General features: G+C 64.9%; 22 protein-coding genes and 1 pseudogene. 13 read left to right on the top strand and 10 right to left on the bottom strand.

What is annotated here, in order from left to right:
* Nucleotides 1-14 precede the first annotated feature (14 nt).
* The 4 genes from ACN9M1_RS26230 to ACN9M1_RS26215 are packed head-to-tail and all read right to left on the bottom strand — an operon-like array spanning nt 15 to nt 4,424.
* Nucleotides 15-1,589 carry a DHA2 family efflux MFS transporter permease subunit gene (locus tag ACN9M1_RS26230; RefSeq protein ID WP_426399785.1) on the bottom strand — a complete coding sequence of 525 codons (1,575 nt, stop codon included), beginning with the start codon at nt 1,587-1,589 and terminating at the stop codon, nt 15-17.
* Nucleotides 1,586-2,884: a glycosyltransferase gene (locus tag ACN9M1_RS26225; RefSeq protein ID WP_426399784.1), complete on the bottom strand. Its 1,299-nt coding sequence runs from the start codon at nt 2,882-2,884 to the stop codon at nt 1,586-1,588. The genes ACN9M1_RS26230 and ACN9M1_RS26225 overlap by 4 nt, the downstream gene beginning before the upstream one ends.
* Before the next feature lie 13 nt (nt 2,885-2,897).
* Nucleotides 2,898-3,518, bottom strand: a complete 621-nt coding sequence (locus ACN9M1_RS26220; RefSeq protein ID WP_426399783.1) for a methyltransferase family protein — start codon at nt 3,516-3,518, stop codon at nt 2,898-2,900.
* A complete protein-coding gene (locus tag ACN9M1_RS26215; RefSeq protein ID WP_426399782.1) occupies nt 3,519-4,424 on the bottom strand; it encodes an alpha/beta fold hydrolase in 906 nt (301 codons plus the stop codon).
* A 546-nt stretch (nt 4,425-4,970) separates the two neighbouring features.
* Between ACN9M1_RS26215 and ACN9M1_RS26210 the strand changes: the two genes are divergently transcribed.
* The 11 genes from ACN9M1_RS26210 to ACN9M1_RS26160 all read left to right on the top strand — a co-directional run bounded on the left by ACN9M1_RS26210 (nt 4,971) and on the right by ACN9M1_RS26160 (nt 14,910).
* On the top strand, nt 4,971-5,744 hold the full coding sequence (locus ACN9M1_RS26210; protein ID WP_426399781.1) for a CoA transferase subunit A: 774 nt from the start codon (nt 4,971-4,973) through the stop codon (nt 5,742-5,744).
* Nucleotides 5,745-5,776: 32 nt separating this feature from the next.
* Entirely contained in the window at nt 5,777-6,463 is a 687-nt protein-coding gene (locus ACN9M1_RS26205) for a 3-oxoacid CoA-transferase subunit B (RefSeq protein WP_426399780.1), read from the top strand.
* Between the two features lie 18 nt (nt 6,464-6,481).
* Nucleotides 6,482-7,117 (top strand): 2-hydroxychromene-2-carboxylate isomerase, encoded by a 636-nt coding sequence (locus ACN9M1_RS26200; protein WP_426399779.1) that lies wholly within the window; start codon nt 6,482-6,484, stop codon nt 7,115-7,117.
* Nucleotides 7,110-7,814 (top strand): Crp/Fnr family transcriptional regulator, encoded by a 705-nt coding sequence (locus ACN9M1_RS26195; RefSeq protein WP_426399778.1) that lies wholly within the window; start codon nt 7,110-7,112, stop codon nt 7,812-7,814. The genes ACN9M1_RS26200 and ACN9M1_RS26195 overlap by 8 nt, the downstream gene beginning before the upstream one ends.
* Nucleotides 7,815-7,975: 161 nt before the next feature.
* The gene (locus ACN9M1_RS26190; RefSeq protein WP_426399777.1) at nt 7,976-8,962 is read left to right on the top strand and encodes a 3-oxoacyl-[acyl-carrier-protein] synthase III C-terminal domain-containing protein; all 987 of its coding nucleotides are present in this window, start codon (nt 7,976-7,978) and stop codon (nt 8,960-8,962) included.
* The gene (locus ACN9M1_RS26185; RefSeq protein WP_426399776.1) at nt 8,959-9,975 is read left to right on the top strand and encodes an NAD-dependent epimerase/dehydratase family protein; all 1,017 of its coding nucleotides are present in this window, start codon (nt 8,959-8,961) and stop codon (nt 9,973-9,975) included. The genes ACN9M1_RS26190 and ACN9M1_RS26185 overlap by 4 nt, the downstream gene beginning before the upstream one ends.
* Nucleotides 9,963-10,769, top strand: coding sequence for an MBL fold metallo-hydrolase (locus tag ACN9M1_RS26180; RefSeq protein ID WP_426399775.1), 807 nt, complete (start codon nt 9,963-9,965; stop codon nt 10,767-10,769). Before ACN9M1_RS26185 ends, ACN9M1_RS26180 begins: the two co-directional genes overlap by 13 nt.
* The gene (locus ACN9M1_RS26175) at nt 10,766-12,076 is read left to right on the top strand and encodes a F390 synthetase-related protein (protein WP_426399774.1); all 1,311 of its coding nucleotides are present in this window, start codon (nt 10,766-10,768) and stop codon (nt 12,074-12,076) included. Before ACN9M1_RS26180 ends, ACN9M1_RS26175 begins: the two co-directional genes overlap by 4 nt.
* Entirely contained in the window at nt 12,073-12,696 is a 624-nt protein-coding gene (locus ACN9M1_RS26170) for a phosphatase PAP2 family protein (protein WP_426399773.1), read from the top strand. The genes ACN9M1_RS26175 and ACN9M1_RS26170 overlap by 4 nt, the downstream gene beginning before the upstream one ends.
* Nucleotides 12,693-13,823 carry a sterol desaturase family protein gene (locus ACN9M1_RS26165; RefSeq protein ID WP_426399772.1) on the top strand — a complete coding sequence of 377 codons (1,131 nt, stop codon included), beginning with the start codon at nt 12,693-12,695 and terminating at the stop codon, nt 13,821-13,823. Before ACN9M1_RS26170 ends, ACN9M1_RS26165 begins: the two co-directional genes overlap by 4 nt.
* Nucleotides 13,807-14,910: an acyl-CoA desaturase gene (locus ACN9M1_RS26160; RefSeq protein WP_426399771.1), complete on the top strand. Its 1,104-nt coding sequence runs from the start codon at nt 13,807-13,809 to the stop codon at nt 14,908-14,910. The genes ACN9M1_RS26165 and ACN9M1_RS26160 overlap by 17 nt, the downstream gene beginning before the upstream one ends.
* Nucleotides 14,911-15,049: 139 nt before the next feature.
* Here the strand turns inward: ACN9M1_RS26160 and ACN9M1_RS26155 are convergent, their stop codons facing one another.
* From ACN9M1_RS26155 to ACN9M1_RS26135, 5 genes are all read right to left on the bottom strand, one after another.
* Entirely contained in the window at nt 15,050-15,787 is a 738-nt protein-coding gene (locus ACN9M1_RS26155) for an aspartate/glutamate racemase family protein (RefSeq protein WP_426399770.1), read from the bottom strand.
* Nucleotides 15,788-15,816: 29 nt separating this feature from the next.
* Nucleotides 15,817-17,232 carry a dihydropyrimidinase gene (gene hydA / locus ACN9M1_RS26150; RefSeq protein WP_426399769.1) on the bottom strand — a complete coding sequence of 472 codons (1,416 nt, stop codon included), beginning with the start codon at nt 17,230-17,232 and terminating at the stop codon, nt 15,817-15,819.
* Nucleotides 17,233-17,260: 28 nt separating this feature from the next.
* The gene (locus ACN9M1_RS26145) at nt 17,261-18,001 is read right to left on the bottom strand and encodes a maleate cis-trans isomerase family protein (protein ID WP_426399768.1); all 741 of its coding nucleotides are present in this window, start codon (nt 17,999-18,001) and stop codon (nt 17,261-17,263) included.
* A 76-nt stretch (nt 18,002-18,077) separates the two neighbouring features.
* Nucleotides 18,078-19,289: a serine hydrolase domain-containing protein gene (locus ACN9M1_RS26140; RefSeq protein ID WP_426399767.1), complete on the bottom strand. Its 1,212-nt coding sequence runs from the start codon at nt 19,287-19,289 to the stop codon at nt 18,078-18,080.
* An 82-nt stretch (nt 19,290-19,371) separates the two neighbouring features.
* On the bottom strand, nt 19,372-20,679 hold the full coding sequence (locus tag ACN9M1_RS26135) for an MFS transporter (protein WP_426399766.1): 1,308 nt from the start codon (nt 20,677-20,679) through the stop codon (nt 19,372-19,374).
* Nucleotides 20,680-20,901: 222 nt separating this feature from the next.
* On the opposite strand from ACN9M1_RS26135, the pseudogene ACN9M1_RS26130 reads away from it, so the two are divergent.
* Nucleotides 20,902-21,655 (top strand): annotated as a pseudogene (locus ACN9M1_RS26130) (GntR family transcriptional regulator).
* A complete protein-coding gene (locus ACN9M1_RS26125) occupies nt 21,652-22,500 on the top strand; it encodes a fumarylacetoacetate hydrolase family protein (protein ID WP_426399765.1) in 849 nt (282 codons plus the stop codon). Before ACN9M1_RS26130 ends, ACN9M1_RS26125 begins: the two are co-directional and overlap by 4 nt.
* 61 nt (nt 22,501-22,561) lie before the next feature.
* Here the strand turns inward: ACN9M1_RS26125 and ACN9M1_RS26120 are convergent, their stop codons facing one another.
* A complete protein-coding gene (locus ACN9M1_RS26120; protein WP_426399764.1) occupies nt 22,562-23,779 on the bottom strand; it encodes an acyl-CoA dehydrogenase family protein in 1,218 nt (405 codons plus the stop codon).
* Nucleotides 23,780-23,781 lie beyond the last annotated feature (2 nt).

The raw sequence follows: 23,781 nt of genomic DNA, 5'->3' as shown, positions 1-23,781 counted from the left end.
CATCCCTCATGGATTCAATGCGCGCTCCGTGCAGCAACACCCTTGCGCGGGCGCGTCAGCCACATGGCGGCGGCAAGCCCGAGGCACACCAGGCTGGCCATGTAGAACAGGTCATTGGTGGCCATCATGTAGGCCTGCTGCCGCACGGTGCGCTCGATCGCGCCCAGCCCGCTAGTGCCCTGCAGCCCCGCCTCGCCCAGCGCATGCAGGAACTGTCGCGTGCCGTCAGATGCTGGCGTAACCGATTGGACCAAGGTGCCGTAGTGGTGCCCGGCGCGGTTGTCCCACCACGTCACGCTCAACGCCGTGCCGACCGCCGCGAACATCGTGCGCAGAAAATTCGACAGCCCGGCGGCCGCGGCCAGCTTGTGGTCCGGTACGTTGGCCAGGATGATCGTCGTGAGCGGAATAAAGAAACAGGGCAAGCCGATGCCCTGGATGAAGGTGGGCGTAACGATCTGCCAGAACGCCATCGTCAACGTAAAGCGCGCATCCCACGCCATCACAGCCCCAAACACCAGGAAGCCGAACGAGGCCACGAGCCGCGCATCCAGCCGCTCCAGATACAGGCTGACCAGCACCGAGAACACCAGCGCAAGGATCCCCAGCGATGCCGTGACCATGCCGGTATGCAGCGCGGTGTAGCCCATCACGGTCTGCATCCAGAGCGGAAAGATCACGCCGATCATGGCGAAGACGATCATGCCGGCCGACACGATCACCACACCGAAGGTGAAGGTGCGGTCTTGAAACAGCGTGAGATCGACCACCGGATGCCGCTCGGCCGATTCCCAGATCAGCAGTGCTGACAGCGCCAGCACCGCCACGATGGCCAGCGTGACGATCAGGTGGGAATCGAACCAGCCGCGATCGCGCCCCAGGTCGAACATCGCCTGCATGGCGCCCACGCCCACCACCAGCAGGGCAATGCCGACCGCATCGATGGGCGTGCCAGCCGCCGCGGGGCGATCGCGCGGGAGCAACGCCGCACACGTCAGAAAGGCGAACACGCCGATCGGCAGGTTGATGAAGAAGATCCACGGCCATGCAAACTGATCGACGATCCACCCGCCGAACACCGGCCCGAAAATGGAGGCCAGCAGCACCGTCATGCCCCACAGCGACAGCGCAAGCGTGCGGTGCCGCGCCGCGAAGACACGCAGCAGAATGGTCTGCGACAGCGGCACCATCGGCCCGGAGAAGAAACCCTGCAGCGCACGGAAGCCCACCAGGCTTTCGATGTGGCGCGACAGGCCGCACAGCATCGACGTGAGCGTAAACAAGCAGATGGCGGCCATGAACAGGCGCGCCTCGCCAAGGCGCCCCGCCAGCCAGCCCGTGAGCGGCACCGCAATGGCAGCGGAAACCGCGTAGGAGCTGATCACCCACGTGGCCTGCGCATGTGACACGCCGAGGTTGCCCGCAAGCGATGGCACCGCCACGTTAGTGACAGTGGAATCGAGCACCTCGATGAAGGTCGCCAGCAACAGCGCGCCGGTCAGCACCGCCAGCCACACGCCGTGCAATGGCGGCGAATCAATGGGGGTGCCGGCAGCCGCGTTGGCGGAAAGCGGGTTCGCGGCCGTCATGCGGGCATCGCGTGCCGGTCAGCCTCCACGCGGGCGCGGGCGGGTGGTGCCAAGCGCTCGATGTAGCGGGCGGCGTCGGCGTTAGCGTCGGGCGCGTCTGCCATCTGCCGCTTGAAGCGGGCGCACTGGGCAGCCACGGCGGGGTTCGCGATCAGCCTGTCGAGCGCGGCTGCAACAGCGCGGCCGCTGGCCGGACCATCGATCCGCACGCCGCAGCCCGAGCGGGCCACGCGCGCAGCGTTATCAAACTGGTCATGCGCAAACGGCGTCACCACTTGCGGAATGCCGGCGGCATACGCCAGCGCCGCCGTGCCGATGCCACCGTGGTGCACGATGGCCGCACAGCGCGGCAGCAAGGCACGCATGGGCAAGAATGGGCGCTGCAGCACGCGGTCCCTCTCGAACGCCATGAACGACGCGGACGCAGCCTTGCCCAGCACGATGGCACGATGACCGGTGCGCCGCAGCGTTTCTGCCACCACGCGTGCATACGCCGCCTCGTCGATCCGTGTCGACCCGGGGGTGAACACCACAGGAGCGGGGCCTGCTGTCAGAAAGGCGTCCAACGCCGCATCGTGGGGCGCGTCATCGCCCGGCACCTCACCCAGCAGGGGGAAGCCGCATAGGTGAAGGGGCGCCGGCCAATCGGGCTGCGGTGGCGCAAACCACTCGGGAAACAGGCACAGCACGCCATCGGGCGAATGCAGCCACGTGCCGAGAATGCGCCTCACAGGCGGCAAGCCCAGGCCCGCGCGCACGGCGTTGAGCGTGGGACCCACGGCGGGATCGAGTACACGATCTTCGATGGCATGCATCAGTGCGATGCGCCAGCGCAGCGGAAGCCAGCCGGGCACCGTCAGCCGCTTGTGCGTGGGTGGGGCATGTGCCGACAGCAGCGTCGATGGCGACACCTGCACCGACACGTACGGCGTGCCATGGCGCTCCTGCATCAAGCGCGCCGCCAGGGCCCAGAGTGACCCGACCAACACCGTATCGCTGGTGGCGAGCCGTTCCAGTGCATCGAAATGCGGGCGGATGGTCGGCGCGATCAATCCCCATAGGGTCTTGAACGACGTGCGTGGATTCCACAGCGCGGGGCTGGCGAGCGCAGCCTCATACTCCTGCGCCGACCCGATCGGCACAAAGCCGAAGCCATCGCGCTCCACCAGCGCCGCAAACGGCGCGTGCGTGCACACGACGACGCGATGGCCACGCTCCGCCAGCGCACGCCCGATGCCGATAAAGGGGTGGACGTCTCCGGTGGACCCAATGGCCGTGATGACGATCTGCGCCATGGCGGCCGTCCCGTCAGTAGAGACCGGGCACCAGCGCGCGAACCTGGCGGCGATAGGCGCGGTAAGGCTCGCCAAAATGCTCGGACAGCCAGCGCTCTTCCAGCCGCACCTTGTAGGCGAGCGACAGGAAGATCAGCACAAGACCGAAGCCTGCAGGCCACGCGCCCCGGATCATTGCCGCACCTGCCAGGGCTGCAAGGCAACCGGAATAGATGGGGTGTCGCACCAGCGCATAGGGGCCACTGCGCACCAGCTCATGGTCGTCCTTGAGCGTGACGGAAACGCTCCAGTTCGTGCCAAGGTGCACACGCCCCCAGACCGAAAACAGCAGCCCTGCCACCACCACTGCCAGCCCGCTCCACTGCAACACCCCGAAGACAGGTTCGGCCGGTGTGCTGCGCGCGAGCCCAAACAGGGGCCCGAACAGCGGAAGCGGCAACACGATCAACGCACTACCCACAATCAGCGGGATGGACTGCAACGTGCGCGACAGCCGACGCTCCATCCGGACGGTCTCCTTGGTACCGGGTGCGGCGTGAATCCAATACACAAGCCACGCCAGCCAAGGCACCACAATGGCCGCTGTCCGAACCAGCGCGGAGACCATCTCCCCCTCCATTTGCAGCGCACCCATTCAATTGGCTCCTGCAAACGTTGGCGCTTGCAGCGCAGCAAGAAACGACTGCGCGGGCAGCGGATGTGCTGCAGGCATCTCTGCCGTCTCGAAAAACGCCATGATCTCGCCGCGTACGGCCGCCTTTTGGGCGCGGCCTTCCAATTCCAGAAAATGGCCGGTATCTGCAATCGCAGAAAACTGCGCATTGTTGATATAGCTCGTCATTTTCCGAATATCACCGACCGGGGTGTGCTGATCCAGCACTCCATTAATAAACTTGATACCGCACCGAATATTGGAAAGCGTCGGCAAATAGTCATCCGGGCGCAGCGCTAATATCTGATCAATGTGAAATTTGATTTGTGCCCTTTCTTCTTCTGGCAAATTAATCAAATATCGATAGTTCATCGACTTCAACACACCCGGCAGGTTTTGCCCGACCGTGTTGTTGAGCAACTGAGCAGCGGCGTCTTTATCATCCTGACTGAGATAATCACGGGCCTTGCTCACGTAATCCATCATTTCTGCATTCAGATACGGCGAGAACGAACCAATGACGGCGCGCTGCACGCTGCTCGCGCCGCGCGCCAGCGCAAGCAACGCCGCCAGCCCACCCCACGAGACGGAATAGAGAAATTTCGGCCGGAACCGGTGAATCAGCTCCAGGAGGATGGCCACCTCGTCGTCCTTCGTCAGCAGAAACTGGCCTGGGTTGTACTGCCGCGACTGCCCTGCGTATGGCAAGTCGAAACACACCACGTTGTAGCGCTCGCTCAGATACTTGATGGTCTGCCCGAACGAAGCCGTCGTGGCCAATGCACCATTGACCAGGATGACGCTGTCCGCGTCGTCATGGAACAGGTGCCTTTCAACATGAACATTCAGTGTGTCAAACACACGAACAACGATTTTCTCAACGGACATGCCGCCTCCGCAAAACCGCAGACAAGAGTTATCCCTATCGCGCAAATCGCACAATATCCAAAAGGGAACATTCATGCTGAACACAACAAGAGCCCGCACCGAACATCTCGAGTGCAACTCTTGATGCAGTGCAAGGTAAGGCCAGTATAAGCATGCCCCGCTTCGACTTCCAAGCAGAAAGAACTAAATCTTTTGAGGGCCTCTATAAAAAGAATTTTTTTGACATCGGGCGTCTGATCGACTTTACACCGCCTCTTTACCTAAACCCGTAGGCCGCACCATTCGAGTGATTTTATGAAGCCTTGATAAAAGAGAGGTGATTTCATTTTTGCGTCATCCAGCCCGTTTAGATGGCAGGCAGGCCCGCTTTTGTGCGACCGCACAAATCCGGTGCCGCTCATGTGTCTGATGCATGGTCCACCTCACACCAGAACGGTCGGCGCCAAATGTCATGCAAAAGACATCGCCGCAAGCGCACCGCTCCTACACTGCGCCGCAGGCCGGTCCGGAACCCCACCCGTATGACCGGCCATGACAGGAGACACCATGCGCTACGCCAACAAGGTCCTTTCCGTGGACGACGCCATCGCCCATGTCCGCAGCGGCAGCCGCCTGATGCTGGGCGAATTCGTGGGCGCGGGCGAACCGGCCTGCTGCATTGAGGCGCTGCTCGCCAGCAACGTCGACCAACTCACACTCATCACCAACACGCCAGGGCTGCGCGGCGGCTTTCTCAAGGCCAAGTTGTTCGCCTCGGGTCAACTGGTCGAATTCATCGGCACCCACGTCGGCACGACGGATGAATCGACACAGGCGTACCTGACCGACGCCGTGCGCGTGGCCGAGTTCTTTCCGATGGGCACCTGGGCCGAGAAAGTGCGCGCCGGTGCGCTGGGCCTGGGCGGCGCACTCGTGCCGGTGGGCGTGGGCATCCTCGACCAGCCGGGCATGTTTCCCCAGCGTGGCGCACCCAAGCCAACGATCACGGTGGACGGCATGACCTGCTTCGTGGAGCGGCCCCTGCGCGCCGACGTGTCGATCATCAAAGGCTGGCGCGCCGATACCTTCGGCAACGTGGAGTTTCGCGGCACGGCGCTGCAGAACCAGCGCGACATCGCCATGGCGGGCGACTACACCATCGTCGAGGTGAATGAGATCGTGGAGGTGGGCGCGATTCCGCCGGAGCGCGTCGGCTGCCCCGGCGTGTTCGTCAATGCGGTGGTGCAAGGGCTGACATTGGAAGATCAGCACGCGCTCTACAAGCAGCACTGGACGAAGCTCGGCCGCTTACCGGTCACTCTAGCCGCTGCCGAAGCCTGACCACCACACAACGACGAAACAAGGAGACCGCCATGCACGCTGCCCTGCCCGAAACGCCCAAGCAACGTATCGCCGCCCGCTGCGCGCAGGAATTGCGCGCAGGGGAAGTCGTCAACCTCGGCTTGGGTATCCCCACGCTCACGGCCAACTACCTTGATGCCGATGCGGGCGTCATCTTCCACACCGAGAACGGCGCCTTCGGCTTTGGCGGGCGCCCCGCGCTCGATGCCATCGACAGCGACATCACCAACGCCGGCTGCGAGCCCATCACGCTGCCGCCGGGCGCGGCCATCATGGATCTCGCCACGTCGCTTGGCGCAATGCGCAACGGCTATATCGACGTGACCATCCTCGGCGCGTTGCAAGTGGACGCGCAGGGCAACCTCGCCAACTGGGCGTGCGACCGCAACGGCAAATGGTGGCCCGGCATCGGCGGAGCCATGGACCTGTGCTACGGCACGCGCAAGGTCATCGCCGCGCTGGCGCACACCGACAAGCACGGCAATTCCAAGATCCTGCCGCGCTGCACGCTGCCACTCACGGGAAAGGGCTGCGTGAAGGTCATCGTGACCGAGCATGCGGTGTTTGATGTGACCGATGCCGGGCTCGTGCTGCGTGAAATCCTCTCGCATGCGACACTCGACGACATTCGCGCCATGACCGCCGCGCCCTTCACGCTGGCTCCGCTGCTGCAGATGCGCGCACCGCTTGAGGCCTGAGGGGCCTGAGGAACGTCCATGCCCACCACCGTTGATTGGTTCTTCGATGTCATCTCCCCGTTCGCCTACCTGCAGCTTGAGCAGTTCGACAAGCTGCAACAGGACAACGACATCGTCATCCGCCCACGCCCCGTCGTGCTTGGGGCGATCCTGCACCACTGGGGGCAAAGGGGGCCGGCCGAGATCAGCCCCAAGCGCGTCTTCACCTATCGGCATGCGCTGTTTCGTGCGCAACAACTGGGCATTCCGTTCCGCATGCCGCCCGCGCACCCGTTCAACCCCATCAAGGCGCTGCGGCTGACCATTGCGATGGGCGGTTCGCTCGATGCAGTGCGCGCCGTCTTCCGGCACATCTGGCGCGATGGCAACGATGCGGCGTTGCCCGAAGGCTTTACCGCGTTGTGCAAGGCGGTGGGCTATCCCGAAGGCGCGGCCGCTGTCGAACAGCCGGCCGTGAAAGATGCCCTGCGTGCGCACACCGATGCGGCCATCGCGCTGGGTGTATTTGGCGTACCCACACTCGTCCACAACGGCGAGCTGTTCTGGGGCGAAGACGCCACGGAAATGTTCCTGCAAAGCCTGCACCACGGCTGGCTCGCCACGCCCGAAGTGCAGCACGTGAGCACCTTGCCGGTGGGCATCCAGCGTGGCTGATCAAGACACAAACGCCCGCCCCGGCATTACGCGCGCACGGCTGGCGCACATTGCCGCATGGTCGATCGAATTGCCTGCCGACGAGGCAGACCGCGCCTGCGCCGGCATTGTCGAGAAGACCTATGCGCGTGGCGCCTGCATCTGCCCGAAGAACACGTTGCTGGAGAGTTGGACCGGCGTAGTCACTGGCCTCATCAAGATCGGCACGGTCTCGCCCGAGGGGCGCAGCGTCACGTTTACGGGCGTGCCGGCCGGCGGCTGGTTTGGCGAAGGCACGGTGCTCAAGAATGAGCCGCGCCGCTACGACATCGTCGCGCTGCGCGATACGCGCATGGCCTTCATGGACCGCGCCACCTTTATGTGGCTGGTGGAAAACAGCGTCGCCTTCAACCGCTTCTTGGTGAAGCAACTCAACGAGCGGCTGGGGCACTTCATGGCGCTGCTGGAATACGACCGCCTGCTCGATGTCACACCGCGCCTGGCACGCTGCATTGCTTCGCTGTTCAACCCGGTGCTCTACCCCGGCGCGGGCGACCATCTTGAGATCACACAGGAAGAACTCGGCCTGCTCTCAGGCATGACGCGGCAGGTGGCCAACCAATCGCTCAAGGCGCTGGAGAAGGACGGCGTGGTGCGGCTGGAATACGGCGGCGTGACGGTCGTTGACCTGGATCGGCTGCGCAGCTACGGCGCCTGACAGGCGCGGCGTTTGTTACGGAATCTTCATCCGGCGCGGTGGGCCGTACCCGCTAGAATCGCGGCACAACAAGACAAGATCATTACGCTGCGGCGTGCGCACCGCGCCGCCTGCAGCCGGAAGAGGGAACTGGGCAACGCACGCCGTGTGTGCCTGCATCTATGCTGCCGATTCATCTGCTTTCCACCGGCAAGGCGCTGCCGGAGCAACGGATCACGTCTGCGGAACTCGACACCCGCCTCGGTCATGCCGCAGGCTATGTGCGCAAGAAATCCGGTATCGACGTCCGCCACCATGCCACGCTGACCGAGCACCAATCGGAACTCGCCGGTGCCGCCGTGCGCGATGCGCTGCGCCGTGCCGATGTGCCCGCTGCGTCCATCGACCTGCTGATCTCCGCTTCAGGCGTGCAGGAACAGGCGCTGCCCAATACGGCCACGCGCGTCCTGGAGCACGCCGGGCTGCCGGCCGGCACGCCCGCGTTTGACGTCAACGCCAGTTGCCTGAGCTTTCTGACTGCGCTGCATGTGGCCGCCAGCCTGCTCACCACGGGCGCATACAAGCGCATTGCAGTGGTGGCGTCCGACCTCGCCTCGCGCGGCATCAACTGGGATGATGCCGAGACCGCGCTGATCTTCGGCGACGGTGCGGCCGCGGTCATCGTGGAAGCGGCACCGGCGGTGTCGGGCGCGGGCATTCACGCCTACCGCATGGAGACGTATCCCGCCGGCAAGACCTTCTGCGAAATCCGTGCCGGCGGCACGCGCCGCAACCCGCGTACCGGCGCACAGCCGACCGACTACCTGTTCCACATGGACGGCAAGCGTGTGTTCAAGCTCGCGTCGCAATTGATGGATGGGTTTCTCGATCGCCTGTTTGCCGACAGCCGCTACACGCTGCGCGACATGCACGTCGTCGTGCCGCACCAGGCGAGCCACCTTGGCATGCAGCATCTGCGCAAACGGTTGGGCGTGCCCGAAGCCAGCGTGATCGACATCTACGCGCAACATGGCAACCAGGTGGCCGCGTCAATTCCGACCGCGCTGCATGAAGCGGTGGAGAATCAACGCATCGAGCCGGGTAAACCGGTTTTGCTGGTGGGCACAGCGGCGGGCCTGACGCTTGGCGGCATGGTGCTGACGCTATGACAACGCTAGTGACCGGCGCGACGGGTGGCCTGGGCCGCAACGCCGTCGATGCGCTGCTGGCACAAGGCGCGCGCGTGCGTGCTACCGGGCGTGATGCCGCGCAACGCGAAGCCTTCATCGGCCGCGGCGCGGACTATGTGCCGGCGGATCTCTCGCACCTGACGCCGGCCACGCTCGATGCGCTGCTCGATGGTGTCGACACGGTGTGGCATTGCGCAGCGTTGTCATCGCCATGGGGCGCCTATGACCGCTTCTACGCGGCCAACGTGCAGGCCACCGCCGCGCTGGCCGCAGGTGCCGTCAAACATGGTGTCCGGCGCTTCGTGCATATCTCCACGCCGTCGATCTATTTCGACTACCAGCACCACGCCGACCTGCCTGAGGCCTATCGCCCCGCACGCTTTGCGAACCACTACGCGGCCACAAAGATGCTGGCCGAAGACGCCATCCAGCGGCAGGTACGGCACCAGCACGCCACGCGCTTCGTCATCCTGCGCCCGCGCGGGTTGTTTGGGCCGCATGACCGGGTGATGCTGCCGCGCATCTTGCACCTGCTGAAGCTGCGCGGCGGCGTCCTGCCGTTGCCCCGTGGTGGCGCGGCCCGCATGGACCTCACGTATCTGGAAAACGTCGTGCATGCCATGCAGTGCGCCACCACGGCAGACGTGCCCTCCGGTGCCGCCTACAACATCACCAACCATGCACCCGCCACGCTGCGCGACCTGCTCGGCCAGTTGCTGGGCAAACAGCTCGGACTGCGTTACCGCATCCGCGCCGTGCCCTACCCAGCCATGGCACTGGCGGCGCGCGCAATGGAAGCCGCCAGCGCCATCACGCACCGCGAGCCGCTGCTCACGCGCTACAGCGCCGCCGCCCTGCACTACGACATGACGCTCGCCAACGACCGCGCGCGCATCGAACTCGGCTATGTGCCGCCCATCGACATGGCCGAAGGCATCCGCCGCACAGCCCATTGGTTACGCGAACATGGCAACCAAACATGGCAACGTTAACCGTCTTTGAAGCCGGCTATTGCACGCACACGGCTTGCGTGGCGCTGCGCGGCGCGGGCCTGCGCACCTGCGCGTTTCCTGCACGCGCGTGGCTGATCGAAGCCGCCGGCCGCCGCTGGCTGTGGGACACGGGTTACGCATCGCACTTTCATGACCACACACGCAGCGGGCTGTTTGCGATCTACCGCAAGGTCACGCCGGTGTACTTCGATACGTCGGAGTCGATGGCCGCACAGCTTGCGCAGCAGGGCGTGCGGCCGGCCGATCTGGATGGGCTGATCGTCTCGCACTTCCACGGTGATCACGTGGCCGGTCTGCGCGATTTCCCGGGCGTGCCGGTGATCTGCTCGGGTGAAGGATGGATGCATCTGCGCGCGCTGCGTGGGGTGTCGGCGTTGCGGCGTGCCTTTGTGCCCGGGCTGATTCCCGAAGACTTTGAAACGCGCACGCGCTTTGTCGAACAGTTCGAGCAGGTGGCGTTGCCGCCCGAGCTGGCGCCGTTCACGTCCGCATGGGCGCTGCCCGACAGCAACGGTGATGTCTTGCTGGTGCCGCTGCCCGGCCATGCCGCCGGCCACCTGGGCGCGTTCGTGTGCACACACGAAGGCTGGGTGCTGCTGGCCGCCGATGCCGCATGGTCGCCACTGAGCTATCGCGAACTGCGCGGGCCGTCGGTGCTGGCGTACTCGATCATGGAAGATCGCCATGCCTACTTCGACACGCTGCGCCAGCTGCATGCGCTGGATGCGGGCGGCCATGTACGCATCCTCCTCACGCACGAGGGCGCGCTATGACGGCACTCCATCGCCTGCTGTGGTCGTACTGGCAGACGCGCCGGTTGCGCCTGCCCGATCGCGCCGCGCTGGAAGCGCATCAGCAACGCCAGATCGCGCGCTTCACGCAACGTGTGCTGGCGCGTAGCCCGTACTTCCGCCCGTTCATCTCGAAGCCGATGCACGACTGGCCCTTGATGGACAAGGCCACGATGATGGCCAACTTCGATGCCATGAACACCGCCGGCCTGCGCCTGAACGACGTGCTGGCGTGCGCGCAGCAGGCCGAGCAATCCCGCGACTTCCGGCCGATGGTGGGCGCGTATTCGGTGGGCCTGTCGTCTGGCACATCGGGCGGGCGCGGCGTGTTTGTCGTCAGCCCCGCAGAACGCGCGCAATGGGCCGGCATCCTGCTCGCCAAGCTGCTGCCGCGTGGCCTGCTGCATGGCGAGCGCGTCGCACTGTTCCTGCGTGCAAACAGCAACCTGTACACGGCGGTGCGCAATCCGTGGCTGACGTTCTCGTTCTTCGATCTGTTCGCGCCGTTCGACTCGCACCGCGCCCCGCTTGAGGCCTTGCAGCCGACCATCATCGTTGGGCCTGCGCAGGTGCTGCGCGCGCTGGCCATGGAAAAGCTGGCCGGACGGCTCGACATTGCGCCGGTGCAGGTACTCTCTGGCGCTGAAGTGCTGGAGCCAATGGACCGCGCACTGCTCGCGCAAGCCTTCGGCCATGTCGGTGAGGTCTACCAGGCCACCGAAGGTTTTCTGGGCGCGACCTGCGCGCACGGCACGCTGCATCTGAACGAGGCACACGTGCACATCGAGCCGCAATGGCTGGATGCCCGCCGCTTCGTCCCGCTCGTCACGGATTTCACGCGCAGCACGCAGCCCATCGTGCGCTACCGGCTGGACGACATCCTCATCCGCCGCGACCAGGCCCTCGGGCCCTGCCCCTGCGGCAACCCGGCCATGGCGATTGAACGCGTCGAAGGCCGCTGCGACGACACACTCGTCCTGCCCGCGCTGGGCGGCGGCACGGTCACGCTGTTTGCCGACGTGTGCTCGCGCGCGTTGGCGCAAGCACTGCCGGTGCAAGCCGATTACCGCCTCGTGCAGACGGATGCGCACACGCTGGCGCTGTCCATCCAACCGGTCGACGCCAACATTGCGAGCGCGTGCCAGGCGCATCTGGCCGATGTCTTTGCTCGCCAGGGCGTCGATACATCGCGCGTGACCTGGCACGCAGCGCCTGCGCGTATCGCCACCGATTTCACCAGCAAGCGCCGCCGCATCGTTCGGCTCGCTGCAGCGGGAGTGGCACGATGAGCCCGCTCGCTACGCGACTGCGTCATCTGGCGTTGGGGTGGTGCTCGGTCGGCCTCGTCTATGGCACCTGCGGCGTATTGCAGGGCGCGGGCACGGTCGTGCCGGAGACCGCACTGGACCGCGCCATTCCGTTCAGCACGTCGGGCATCTGGTTGTATGTGTCGTTCTTCGCGCTGATTCCGCTGGCGTATCTGCTAGCGGACGCGTCACGCCTGCGCTGGCTGGAGCGCGCCATGCAGATGAGCGCACTGATGAGCGGCGCGGTGTTCCTGCTGTGGCCGACCACGCTGCACTATCCGCCGCTGACCGATGCGTCCTTGCCGGCCAGCGTGCAGCGCATGCTCATCGCCTTCGACTCCAGCCAGAACTGCCTGCCATCCCTGCATGGGGCGCTGACGCTGCTCTCGGTGTGGGCGCTGGCCGATGCGCGCAAGCCCATTCGCACGTTCGTCATGGCGGCATGGGGGCTTGGCATCTTGTACGCCACGATCCAGACGCGCCGTCATGTCGCGCTGGACCTGTCTGCGGGTGTCGCGGTGGGCGTGCTGTGCGGCGTGGCCGTCCGTCTTTGGTTGGCGCGACGTGCGTCAACGCTCTCGATTCAACCGGTATCGACATGAATGCATTTGCCTTGCCGCTCGCCCTGATGCTGGGCTGCGTGCTGCTGGAGCTCGCTGCGCTCAAATGGTGGCGCGGTCAACCGCTGCCGTGGCGTGATGTCATCCTCAACCTGAACTCGGGCCACGTGCTGATGTGGCTGTGCCGCGGTGTTGAGGTGGCGGGCTTCACGTGGCTGTACGCGAACGTCAGCCTGCATTGGGTCGACAGCTGGCACCCGGTTGCCGGCTGGGCCTTCGCCTTTTTGGCGTGGGATCTGGGCTTCTACTGGCTGCACCGCACGCACCACAAGCTGGGCTTTCTGTGGGCGATCCACGCGGTGCATCACGAAGGCGAGCATTTCAACCTGTCGCTGGGTGTACGCAATGCGTGGCTGTCGTCGCTGACTTCACTGCCGTTCTTCGTGCCGCTGGCACTGCTGGGCGTGACGCCGGAGATGTTCGTGGCGGTGTCCGGTCTGCATTACTCGGTGCAGTTCTACAACCACTGTGGCCTGGTTGGCCGCTCGGGCGTGCTGGACCGCTTCATGGTCACGCCTGCCAACCACCGTGTGCACCACGGCTGCAATCCGGAATACATCGACCGCAACTTCGGCGGCACGCTGCTGCTGTGGGACAAGCTGTTCGGCACGTATCAGCGTGCGTTGCCCGACGTGCCCATCCGCTACGGCGTGCACCAACCCACGCACAGCGACAACCCCTTCTGGGCCAACGTCGTGCCGGCACTGCAATGGCTGGGCTTGCGCACACCGCAACTGCAACGCGACACCCACGCGACGCCCCCCGGCTGGATCGCAACCGGCGGTGTGCTGCTGTTTGGCGTGGTGATCGACTATGTGCGCACCGATGGCCTGTGGCCCCAACACTGGCAGGTGCTGTGGTTCGCACTGATCCTGCTGCTCACGCTGGCGCTCGGCGGGCTGTCGGATGGGCGTGCGTGGGGCCGCTGGCTCTGGCCGCTGCTGGCGCTTGCGTTGCCCGTGCTGATGATCGGTGCCTGCGGCGCGGGTGATGCGCTGTCCGACACACTGGCCGCTGCGCTGGGGCTGCATGGTGTGGCATGCGGGCTGTGGCATGCGGTGCGTGCCGGGTCGTCACTCTCCTCGTCAACGCATGCCGAATCTCCCTAAGCTCCCCAAGCTCCGCTACGCATCGCCACGGTCGTCATCGTTGGCAGATGACTTGCGCCTTGCCGCGCATGAGCACCTGCAGGCGCAGGGCGACCATCGCTTTGCAGACGTTGGCCTCATCGCCAAGGGCGCGTGTCTCGTTGCGGCGACGGCGCTGCTGTATGCGGCCATGATGGCGGCTACGAATGCAGTGGTGTTTGTGCTCGCGTATCTGGCGTTCCCGTTCATCGCGATGCTGATCGCGGTGAATGTGCTGCATGACGGCGCGCATCGGGCGCTCTCTCCATGGCCGTGGCTGGACAACCTCATGACCCGCTTGGCCGCCATCCCGCTCGGTATCGAGCCGGCGTACTGGACGGTGCGCCACGTGCACTACCACCACGCCCACGCCAACGTGGAGCACTACGACCTGGACACCGCCGCCAACCGCTTCCTGCGTCAAACGCCGTTTCAACCATGGTATCCGCAGTTTCGGTACCAGCACCGCTACTGGCCGGTGATCGCGGCGCTGTCGTTGCCGTACATCAACTGGGTCTACGACTGGTCGGATCGCTTCGGCATCACGCCGCTCAAGGCAGATCGTGTGCTGCCCGGTGCGCGCGGGTGGCTGACCTTCCTGACCGCCAAGTCGGCCCACTTTGCCATTGCGGTTGCAGTGCCGGCCTGGGTGGCACACCGGCTTGGCTTGGGATGGGGCTGGGTGGTGTTTGGCTACTTTGTCGGGCAGATGCTGGCGTCGTGCGTGCTGGTGGCGTTGATTCTGGGCACGCACTGGGCAGACGTGACGTTCTATCTGCCGCCGGAATCCGGCCAGTTGCCGCATACGTGGCACGAGCACGCGTTTCACACAGCGTGCGACTGGCAGCCGCGTTCCGCATGGATCGGTTACTGGCTCGGCGGCCTGAATTGGCACCTCACGCATCACCTCTTTCCGACCTACAGTCACCGGCACTATCCGGCGCTGGCCGCGCGTGTGGCGGAAATCGCCCGCACACACGCGCTGGACTACCGCGTGCTCAGTTATTCAGAACTGTTGGCCGCGCAGCAGTCCTTCCTGCGCGCGATGGGCGAGCGGCCGGCCGCCTGACGGGCGCGTGCCGCGCACTCATCGCATCAAAAGCACGTCAGACGGCAATCCCTGCATTGCCATGATCAGTCGCATCACGCCCGGCATCGCTGCTGCCGCCAGCACGGTCTGCGCTGCGGTGATGCCCGCCACGAAGCGCTCAAGCCAGCAGCGCCGACAGCGCTGGCGGTAAGCCGCGGTTCGGCTTGTGCGGCGGGCGTGCAAAGCTGCCTTCGGCAGCGCCCGTCGGCGCCAGCGCGATCAGGCTCTCGCAATGGCGAATGGCGCTGGATACACCGTCGACCACCGGCACGGGAATGCGGTCCTTGAGTGTGCGAGCCAGCCCCGCAAGCGGTGCGCCGGCCACGATGATGACGTCGGCGCCGTCTTCACGCACGGCCTGCAAGCTCATCTCTTCCAGCCGCGCAGCGTGGTCTTCCTGGACGCTGCCGATATCACGCAGCGGCTGCTGCAACGAACGCACGCTCGCCAGGCGCGACGACAGCCCGTTGGCGGCCACACACTCGCGGTACCACGCCTGGATGCGGTTTGAGATCGCAATGATGGAAAAGCGCTGACCGAGCAGGCAGGCGCTGGCGAGCGCCGCTTCCGTCATCCCGACCACCGGCACGTTGCACAGCTCTTTGATGCCGGCCAGGCCCGGATCACCAAACGCCGCCACGACCACACCGTCGTACTGGCCCTGATGTTCAGCGACCACGCATGCGGTGGCATAGCCGCCCACCAGCGCCTCGAAGCGCGTTTCGATATAGGCCACGCCAAACGGCGCGGTTGCCATGGTGAGCGTGGTGCCCGGCGATACGGAGCGCTGTGCCTCCGCATGGATCAAGTCCGTCACGCTCTCGGAGATGTTGGGATTGACGACCAGAATACGCATGATGAAACCCTAAGATCAGATGAGAGGCGTCAGACCAGCGACGGCGCACCCGCCGGCAGGAACTGCCCGCGCCCTGGTGCCGGTTCGAGGTACTTGCCGTTCTCGACCAGTTGCTCGCCGCGCGAGAAGCAATGCACCGGCCAGCCGGTCACTTCAATACCCTCGTACGGGGTGTAGTCCACCGCGTGATGCAGCGCATCGTTGGTGATGCGCACACGGCGCTCCGGATCCCACAGCGCGATGTCGGCATCGGCGCCCACAGCGATGGTGCCCTTGCGCGGATACAGGCCGTACAGACGGGCCGGGCGATACGAGGTCAGCTCCACGAACTGATGCAGCGACAGCTTGCCCTGCGCGATGCCGTTAAACAGCAGTGGCAGGCGCGTTTCAATGCCGGGCACGCCGTTGGGGATATGGTCGAAGGGCTGCGCCTGGCCACCAAGCTTCTTGCCTTCCGGATCGTCGTAATTGAACGGTGCATGGTCGGACGAGAACACACTGAACACGCCCCCGGCCAGTGCGCGCCATACGGCGGCCTGGTTTTCGGGATCGCGCGGCGGCGGGCTGCAGACGCACTTGGCGCCTTCGTAGCCATCGTCGCCTTGCAGGCCCATGTCGTCAGCGGTCAGGTAGAGGTACTGCGGGCAGGTTTCGGCCAGGATCTGCAGGCCGCGGCTTTGCGCCCAGCGGATCTGCTCGATAGCTTCCTTGCCCGACACGTGCACGATCAGGATGGGCACGTCCACCAGTTCGGCAAAGGTGATGGCGCGGTGCGTGGCTTCGCGCTCCACCGCAGCAGGGCGCGACAGGCCGTGGAAGCGCGGCGAGATGCGGCCCTCGCCGACCAGCTTCTCGGTCAGCCACGAGATGCAGTCAGCGTTCTCGGCATGCACCATCACCAGCGCGTTGTTCTGCTTGGCCACGTCCAGCACGTCCAGCATCTCGCGGTCCGACAGCTTCAGGTCGTCGTAGGTCATGTAGACCTTGAACGAGGTGTAGCCCTTGCGGATCAGCTCCGGCAGTTCATGCTTCAGCACCTCGGGCGTCGGGTCGGCCACGATCAGGTGGAAGCCGTAATCGGCCACCGCGCGGCCCTCGGCGCGGCGATGGTAGTCGTCCACCGCCGCCTTGAGCGAATGCCCCTTCTCCTGCGCGGCAAACGGGATGACCGTGGTGGTACCGCCGCACACCGCGGCACGCGTGCCGGTGAAGAAGTCATCGGCCATGCGCATGCCGTCTGGCATGGGCTGGTCGAGGTGGCAATGGCCGTCGACACCGCCGGGCAACGCCAGCAGGCCGCTGGCATCGATCTCTCGCGCGCCACGCGGCAGGCCGCGGCCAAGCATGGCAATGCGCCCCTCGCGCACGCCGATATCGCACGTAAAGCGGTCGGAAGCGGTGACGACATCCGCGTTGCGGATCACCAGGTCGAGTTCGGTGGACATGCTGGGTGCTCCTTGATTCCGGGTTCCGTTAAGCCACTTCCGCAAACAGGCGGCCCCAGCCGCGCAATTCACGCGTGTCGACGCCGGCCAGGCGCAGCGATTTCCACACCACGGTGGAGACGGTGTCGTAGACGGGGATACCGGTTTCCGCTTCCAGCGCTTCCACCAGATGCGCCGCGCGCAGGTTCGTGCAGAACGTGGTAATCGCTGCCGGCTTTTGCTGTGCCACCTCGCGCACCATGGCGCGGATCGTGTCTTCTTCCACGTCGGCAAAGCTGTGGTTGACGTGCAGGTCCAAGTGGCGCTCCGCCACACAGCGCACGCCACTGCGCGCGTAGTTCTGCACGATCAGTTGCTGCACATCATTGAGGTACGGCGTGACGAGGGCAAAGTCCTGCGCGCCCGTCTTCTTCAGAATCTCGTTGAGCGCCAGCACCGAGGTGGTGGCCGGAATGCCCGTAGCTTCCGTGATCTGACGGCACAGCGCTTCGTCTTTCTCAAAGCCGAGCCAGCCGGAGGACGTGCCGTTCCAGGCGATCACGTCCACGTGCGCGTCGGCCAGCAGCCGCGCGGCGTTGAGGATCTTCTCCAGATCGAACTGGCCCAGCGCTTGGTCGCGCAGGGAGATTTCAGTGACGGTGAAGCGCGAGAAATGCGCGCTGACCTGTACCTTGGAATTTTGCAAACCGCTCACCATGGCGCTGGTGATGGGTTCCAGTGCCGTGTTGGACGACGGCGTGAGCATGCCGAGCTTGATGCGTTTGGTCATGGGAGTCTTCTTCGTGGTTGGCGCGGCCCTGACGCGCAGGACACTGCGCGCCGGACCGTGCTCGTTGTTTTGGTGATTATTTTTCCGGCTTGTCGTTGAAGGCCATGGCGGTGCCCGGCTTGCCGTGGCTCGCGTTGGCCAGCGCCAGTTCCTGTGCGAGCGCGGCCTTGCGTTCGGCATCGGGCTTGACGGTGTTACCGGCCTTCAGTGCGGGCAGCACATAGTCGTTGACCATCGAGCGGTACAGGTTGAGGTACCTCGCATCACGCAGGCCGCCTTCGGTCGACATGATGCTGTTCATCACGATCACCGCGTTCTGCTGAGGCAGCACCGTGATGAACTGGCCCTTGTAGCCCATGGCGCTGAACTCGCGCTCGCTCTTGACGATGTTGTTGACCCAGCAATAGAAGCCGTAGTCGGGTGCCGGGCCCGACGGCGTGGTCATGCGTGCCACCCAGCTGGCCGGCACGATCTGCTGGCCGTTCCAGCGGCCCTGGTTCAGCATCAGCAGGCCAAGCCGTGCCATGTCAGCCGAGCGCAGGCGCAAGCCCCAGCCGCCCGACACCGCACCCTTGCCGTCAGCGCCGTCCCAGCGGTAGTGCTGCATGCCGAGTGGCTTGAACAGGCGGGCTTCTGCGTAGCGCTGCTCCGGCTGGCCAGTGATCTGCGAGATGGTGGCGCCCACCAGTACCGGATTCACGTCGATGTAGTCGAACTCGGTGCCGGGCTTGGCGCGCACGCTGGCAGAGGCTGCTACCTTCAGACGATCAGGCACGCCGTAGTACAGCGTGTCGGTGCCTTCCACCAGTTTGTACGACAGGCCGCTGGACATCGACATCAGGTCTTGCAGGCGGATGTCTTTCTTGTCCGCCAGCGACGTAGCCAGGTCCGGCCGCGCAGCGGCCAGCAACGGCGCGGGCTTGTCCTGCGCACTGAGCTTGCCGTCGCCCACCAGCGTTCCCACCAGCAGCGCGCTGATGAACTTGGTGACGGAGTAAAGCTCATGGTTGTAGTCGCGGCCGAGTTCGTCGCCGTAACGCTCGAAGACGACCTTGCCATCCTTGATGACGAGCAGGCTGCGTACGTCGAGCTGATCACGGCGGATCCATTGCGAGAGTTCGATCAGCTTGCGCGAATCGACACCGACGGCTTCGGGCTGCGCGGTCGGCAATTCCTGTGTGGCCTGCTGCTTGGCTGCCGGCGTGGCCCCCTGAAGTGGAGCCTGGCCGCACAGGCACAGCGCTGCAACAGCGGCTGCGCTCAGCAGATGGCGTTGGATGGTTTTCATGGATGGGTCTCCTCCGCCGCTCCGCGCAAGCTGCGCGGGCGTGGATTGTGTTGTGCGATGGGGTTGTGGTCTGGTGGGGCGATCAGATCGGCAGCTTCTTGCTGTAATCGATCAGCATCGTCGAGCAGATGAACAGGCCGGCACCGGCAGCCGCAAACAGCATCAGCGCCATGTCGTACGAGCCCGTGGCCTGCACGATCACACCCACGATGATGGGCATGCCGATACCCGCAACGTTGCCGCCGAGGTTCATCGTGCCACCCAGGAAACCGACGCGCTTGCGCGTGCCCAGGATCGACGGAACGCACCAGAACAGACCGCACCAGCGCAGGAAGAACAGCGTGACCGACAGCAGCACCACAACGACGACCGGGTCCTTGAAGCGTGCCACGGTGTAGATGGCAATCGTGGCGACCACGGAAGCAATGCCGAACAGCGTGCGCAGCACCTTGGCCTGCGATGCGCCGGCAGCCTTCCACTTGTCGGCCAGCCAGCCGCCGAACATTTCACCGACGAAGCCGGAGAAGAACATGATGAACACGGCGCCGCCCATCTGTTTGATGTCCAGGCCGTGCACCTTCGACAGGTAGGTCGGCATCCAGGTCAGCAGGCCGTAGAACAATGCGTTGAAGCACATCCAGCCGAAGAACATGCCCCACACCGAGCGGTACTTGAAGAAGTCCAGCACGTTGCCGCTCAGGTTGGCCGGCTCTGCGGCCAGGTCGGCAGCGTGTGCGGCCTCGATGTAGGACGCTTCAGCGTCATTGACAGACGGATGCTGGCGCGGGTGGTTACGGACATACCACCAGGCGAAGAAGCCCGCGACCATGGTTCCGATACCGGCCACCACGAACGAGGTACGCCACGATTGGAATTCGCTGATCAAGCCCGCGATGATCAGGGCGCCCAGTGCGGCACCCAGCGGCGCACCGCCATCGAGCAGCGTGGCACCGCGGCCACGCTCGTTCTGCGTCATCCAGATCGCGTTGAGCTTGCCGCCGGCCGGATAGATCGGCGCTTCAGCGGCACCCAGGCCCAAGCGCGTGAACATCAGCGATACCCAGCCGGTACAGATTGCCGCAACCGCCTGGAAGAAGCCCCACCCCAGCGTGGCGCCCGCAATCACGACGCGCGGGCCGAAGCGGTCGGCCAGCATGCCGCCCGGGATCTGCATGAACGCGTACGTCCAGAAAAACGAACTCAGCAGCAGGCCTTGCACTGCGGGACCGATGTCGAACTCCTTGGCGATCAGCGGCATAGCCACTGACAGCGATGCCCGGTCGATGTAGTTGATGGAAATCAGCATCAACATCATCAAAAAGATTCTCCAGCGCACGGAGCTCTTCGTCTCCGTTAACGCCACGGCCGGGGCCTGGCTTGCGGTTTCCATTACGCCTGTCTCCTGTAGCTCCTGAAGCCGTTTCGAAAAGCGCGCCTGGCCGGCCTGGCGCTGCCGCCGGTAGCGCTTGTCGAAACGACCTCCTGAGGTGGTTTGGTTGATTTGTGTTGCGCAACGTGGCCGAGTATAGGATACGTAATCTGTAATTACAACATCCGTAAGTCATTGATTTTATGCAGTTGTGAATGCAAACTCTTGGCGTGTGATAGCCTTTTGTGGTGCATCCTCCCCCATCTTGGTGACGCCTGTGACTCAACCGCTGCTCCAATCCACGCGCCTGCGCACGCTCGGCATGTCCGCCGAAATCGCCTCGCGCTTGCGTACGCTGATCGAAGAAGGCGAGCTGCCGCCCGGCGCCCGTATCGACGAACGCGCCTTCTGCGAAATGTTCGATGTGTCCAAGACCCCGCTGCGCGAGGCGCTCAAGGTACTGGTGGCCGAGGGGCTGGTGCTGCACCGGCAATACATCGGCTACCGCGTGGCACCGCTGGACCTCGATGAACTGCGCGCGACCTTCGAGACCCTGCACGGGCTGGAGGCGACCGCCGGAGAACTGGCGGCACTGCGCCTGTCCGAGGTGACCATGGCGCGCCTGGAACGCAAGCACCAGGCCATGCTCGATGCACACGCGGCTGGGCGGCGCACCGAATACTTCCGGATCAACCAGGAGATCCATCAACTCATCATCGACGGCGCGGCCAACCCGGTGCTGGCGAATATCTACGCGGCGCTGATGAGCAAGGTGCACCGCGCGCGCGGGGCGGCCAACGCCGACACGCTGCGCTGGCAGGAGTCGCACGAAGAACATGAACTGATCATGGCTGCCCTGCGCGAGCCGGGCCGTCCGCGCTTGGCGCAGGTGCTGCGCCAACACTCCGAGAACACCGCCAAGGAAGTGCTGAGCGTGGTCGCACGCAGCCTGTCCGAACCCGGCCAGACCAAGAACGAAGCCAAAGAAGACCAATGAAACTCGTACGTGTAGGCCCGCGTGGCACGGAACGCCCGGGGCTGATCGATACACAGGGCCGCGTGCGCGACCTGTCCGGCGTGCTGGCCGAACTGGGGCCGCAGCAGTTGTCCGACGCCGCGCTGGCACAGTTGGCGAACATGGATACGTCGGCGTTGCCGGTAGTGCCCGACCCGCGCTTCGGCGTGCCCTGGACCGGCATCGGAAAGATCATCGCCATCGGCCTGAACTACGCCGACCACGCCGCCGAAGCCGGCCTGCCGCCGCCTGCCGAGCCCATCATCTTCCTGAAAGCCAACAGCGCATTGAATGGGCCCAACGATGCCGTGATGCTGCCGCGCGGCTCGGAGAAGACTGACTGGGAAGTCGAGCTGGGCGTGGTGATCGGCAAGACGGCGAGCGACGTTTCCCGCGAAGAGGCGCTCTCGCACGTCGCGGGCTATTGCGTGGTGAACGACGTGTCAGAGCGCGAGTTCCAGCTTGAACGCGGTGGCACGTGGGACAAGGGCAAGGGCTGCGATACCTTCTGCCCCGTCGGCCCGTGGCTGGTCACGCGTGATGAAGTGCCCGACCCGCAGGCGCTGAACCTGTGGCTCGAAGTCAACGGCGAGCGCACGCAGAAGGGCAATACCGCCACCATGATCTTTGGCGTGGCCCATCTCGTGAGCTACGTGAGCCGCTTCATGACGCTGCACCCCGGCGACCTGATCTGCACCGGCACGCCGCCTGGCGTGGGCATGGGCGCCAAACCGCCGCGCTATCTCAAGGCCGGTGACACGATGCGCCTCGGCGTTGACGGCCTTGGCGTGCAGGCACAGACGGTGGTGGCGCACACCAAGGCGTAAGCCTCATGCCAGGGGATATCGTCTTCGCCATCGGTGCGCTTGTCGATATGGGTATCAGGTATCAGAAAACGCGACCTTCCTTCAGGTGCTGCGCTTCGCCGTTCAGGTGATACGCCCCCACCACACGCGCCTTATGCAGCAGCGGGTTGTGGCTGAAGATCGTGCGCAGGTTGCGCCAGTGGCGGTCAAAGTTGTGCGTGCGCGCCGTCATGGAAGCCCTGCCGGCTTCAAACAACTGCTGCGCGGCATGCAACGCCAGCTTGCTCACCACCAGTTGTGTTTGCGCAGTCGCCACGGCGCCTTCCAGCACGAGGGCGTCGGCGTCAGCCCGCTGATCGCGGATGGCGTCTGCAGATCGGTCCAGCACCCGCGCGTTCTCACGCACCAGGGCATCGATGGCATGGCTGTGCGCGGCAATGTCACCCACCACCTGCTGGATGAAGTGGTCCTCCCGCGCGGAGGGCGCCGGGCTGTGCAATACCGGCCGCCCATGGTTGACCACGTACCGCCGCGCGTCCGCCGCTACATTGCGCACAATGCCTGCCGCCACGGCCACCAGATGCAACTGGCGCAGCGCACCCGTATGGCGCCCCACCAGCGAGCTGCTGACGCGTGAGGCCACTTCATCGGCGTGCACCCGCACATGCTCAAACACGATGCTGCCACTGGCCGTCATGCGCTGTCCCATGCCGTCCCAGTCGTCGATCACCTGCACGCCCTCGCGCGCGACCGGAATGATGATCTGCACGTTGTCGCCCGTCTCATCGTTGACGTTGAAGCGGCCGTAGTCGGCGAACGCCGTGCCGGTGGTGTAGTACTTGCGGCCGCTCAAGCGATAGTCGGCGCCATCGCGTTGCAGCGTGGTGGTGACCTCACCCGGGCGCGATGTGCCGCGCTCGGTGGAGCCGCCACCGAAGAGGGCACCCTCCAGCAGCCGATCCAACTGCGTCTGGTGAAACGCATCGAGCGGCGACAGACGGATCACCTCGGTCAGGTCGTAGTGAATGCGCAGCGCGTGCGCGACGTTCGACTCATGGGCGGCCAGCGTGCTGATCGTCTCAAACAGGTCGACCAGCGAGCCGCCCAGGCCACCCCACTCCACCGGAATGCGCAGCAACCCCAGACCGGAGGCGCGAAAGTGTGTAAAGCCCTCGTACGGCAGCACACGCCGGGCTTCGCGCGCGGCGGCATCCGCCCCGATGCGTTCGGCCACGGCGGGCAACGCGGCCAGCGCATCCTGCAACCGGTTGGGAAAATGAAGATCGCGTGGCTTGTTCATGA

Origin of the sequence: Ralstonia sp. R-29 (assembly GCF_049913345.1) — a bacterium.
GTDB lineage: Bacteria > Pseudomonadota > Gammaproteobacteria > Burkholderiales > Burkholderiaceae > Ralstonia.
This window is presented reverse-complemented; position numbering and strand designations above follow the sequence as displayed.

Bases quoted from the DNA above. Each gene is read 5' to 3' on its own strand.
- ACN9M1_RS26155 (WP_426399770.1), bottom strand. From the start codon at position 15,787: ATGCGTATTCTGGTCGTCAATCCCAACATCTCCGAGAGCGTGACGGAC.
- ACN9M1_RS26145 (WP_426399768.1), bottom strand. From the start codon at position 18,001: ATGACCAAACGCATCAAGCTCGGCATGCTCACGCCGTCGTCCAACACG.
- ACN9M1_RS26135 (WP_426399766.1), bottom strand. From the start codon at position 20,679: ATGGAAACCGCAAGCCAGGCCCCGGCCGTGGCGTTAACGGAGACGAAG.
- ACN9M1_RS26225 (WP_426399784.1), bottom strand. From the start codon at position 2,884: ATGGCGCAGATCGTCATCACGGCCATTGGGTCCACCGGAGACGTCCAC.
- ACN9M1_RS26210 (WP_426399781.1), top strand. From the start codon at position 4,971: ATGCGCTACGCCAACAAGGTCCTTTCCGTGGACGACGCCATCGCCCAT.
- ACN9M1_RS26215 (WP_426399782.1), bottom strand. From the start codon at position 4,424: ATGTCCGTTGAGAAAATCGTTGTTCGTGTGTTTGACACACTGAATGTT.
- ACN9M1_RS26220 (WP_426399783.1), bottom strand. From the start codon at position 3,518: ATGGGTGCGCTGCAAATGGAGGGGGAGATGGTCTCCGCGCTGGTTCGG.
- ACN9M1_RS26230 (WP_426399785.1), bottom strand. From the start codon at position 1,589: ATGACGGCCGCGAACCCGCTTTCCGCCAACGCGGCTGCCGGCACCCCC.
- ACN9M1_RS26205 (WP_426399780.1), top strand. From the start codon at position 5,777: ATGCACGCTGCCCTGCCCGAAACGCCCAAGCAACGTATCGCCGCCCGC.
- ACN9M1_RS26190 (WP_426399777.1), top strand. From the start codon at position 7,976: ATGCTGCCGATTCATCTGCTTTCCACCGGCAAGGCGCTGCCGGAGCAA.
- ACN9M1_RS26120 (WP_426399764.1), bottom strand. From the start codon at position 23,779: ATGAACAAGCCACGCGATCTTCATTTTCCCAACCGGTTGCAGGATGCG.
- ACN9M1_RS26185 (WP_426399776.1), top strand. From the start codon at position 8,959: ATGACAACGCTAGTGACCGGCGCGACGGGTGGCCTGGGCCGCAACGCC.
- ACN9M1_RS26160 (WP_426399771.1), top strand. From the start codon at position 13,807: ATGCCGAATCTCCCTAAGCTCCCCAAGCTCCGCTACGCATCGCCACGG.
- ACN9M1_RS26165 (WP_426399772.1), top strand. From the start codon at position 12,693: ATGAATGCATTTGCCTTGCCGCTCGCCCTGATGCTGGGCTGCGTGCTG.
- ACN9M1_RS26170 (WP_426399773.1), top strand. From the start codon at position 12,073: ATGAGCCCGCTCGCTACGCGACTGCGTCATCTGGCGTTGGGGTGGTGC.
- ACN9M1_RS26200 (WP_426399779.1), top strand. From the start codon at position 6,482: ATGCCCACCACCGTTGATTGGTTCTTCGATGTCATCTCCCCGTTCGCC.
- ACN9M1_RS26125 (WP_426399765.1), top strand. From the start codon at position 21,652: ATGAAACTCGTACGTGTAGGCCCGCGTGGCACGGAACGCCCGGGGCTG.
- hydA (WP_426399769.1), bottom strand. From the start codon at position 17,232: ATGTCCACCGAACTCGACCTGGTGATCCGCAACGCGGATGTCGTCACC.
- ACN9M1_RS26140 (WP_426399767.1), bottom strand. From the start codon at position 19,289: ATGAAAACCATCCAACGCCATCTGCTGAGCGCAGCCGCTGTTGCAGCG.
- ACN9M1_RS26180 (WP_426399775.1), top strand. From the start codon at position 9,963: ATGGCAACGTTAACCGTCTTTGAAGCCGGCTATTGCACGCACACGGCT.
- ACN9M1_RS26175 (WP_426399774.1), top strand. From the start codon at position 10,766: ATGACGGCACTCCATCGCCTGCTGTGGTCGTACTGGCAGACGCGCCGG.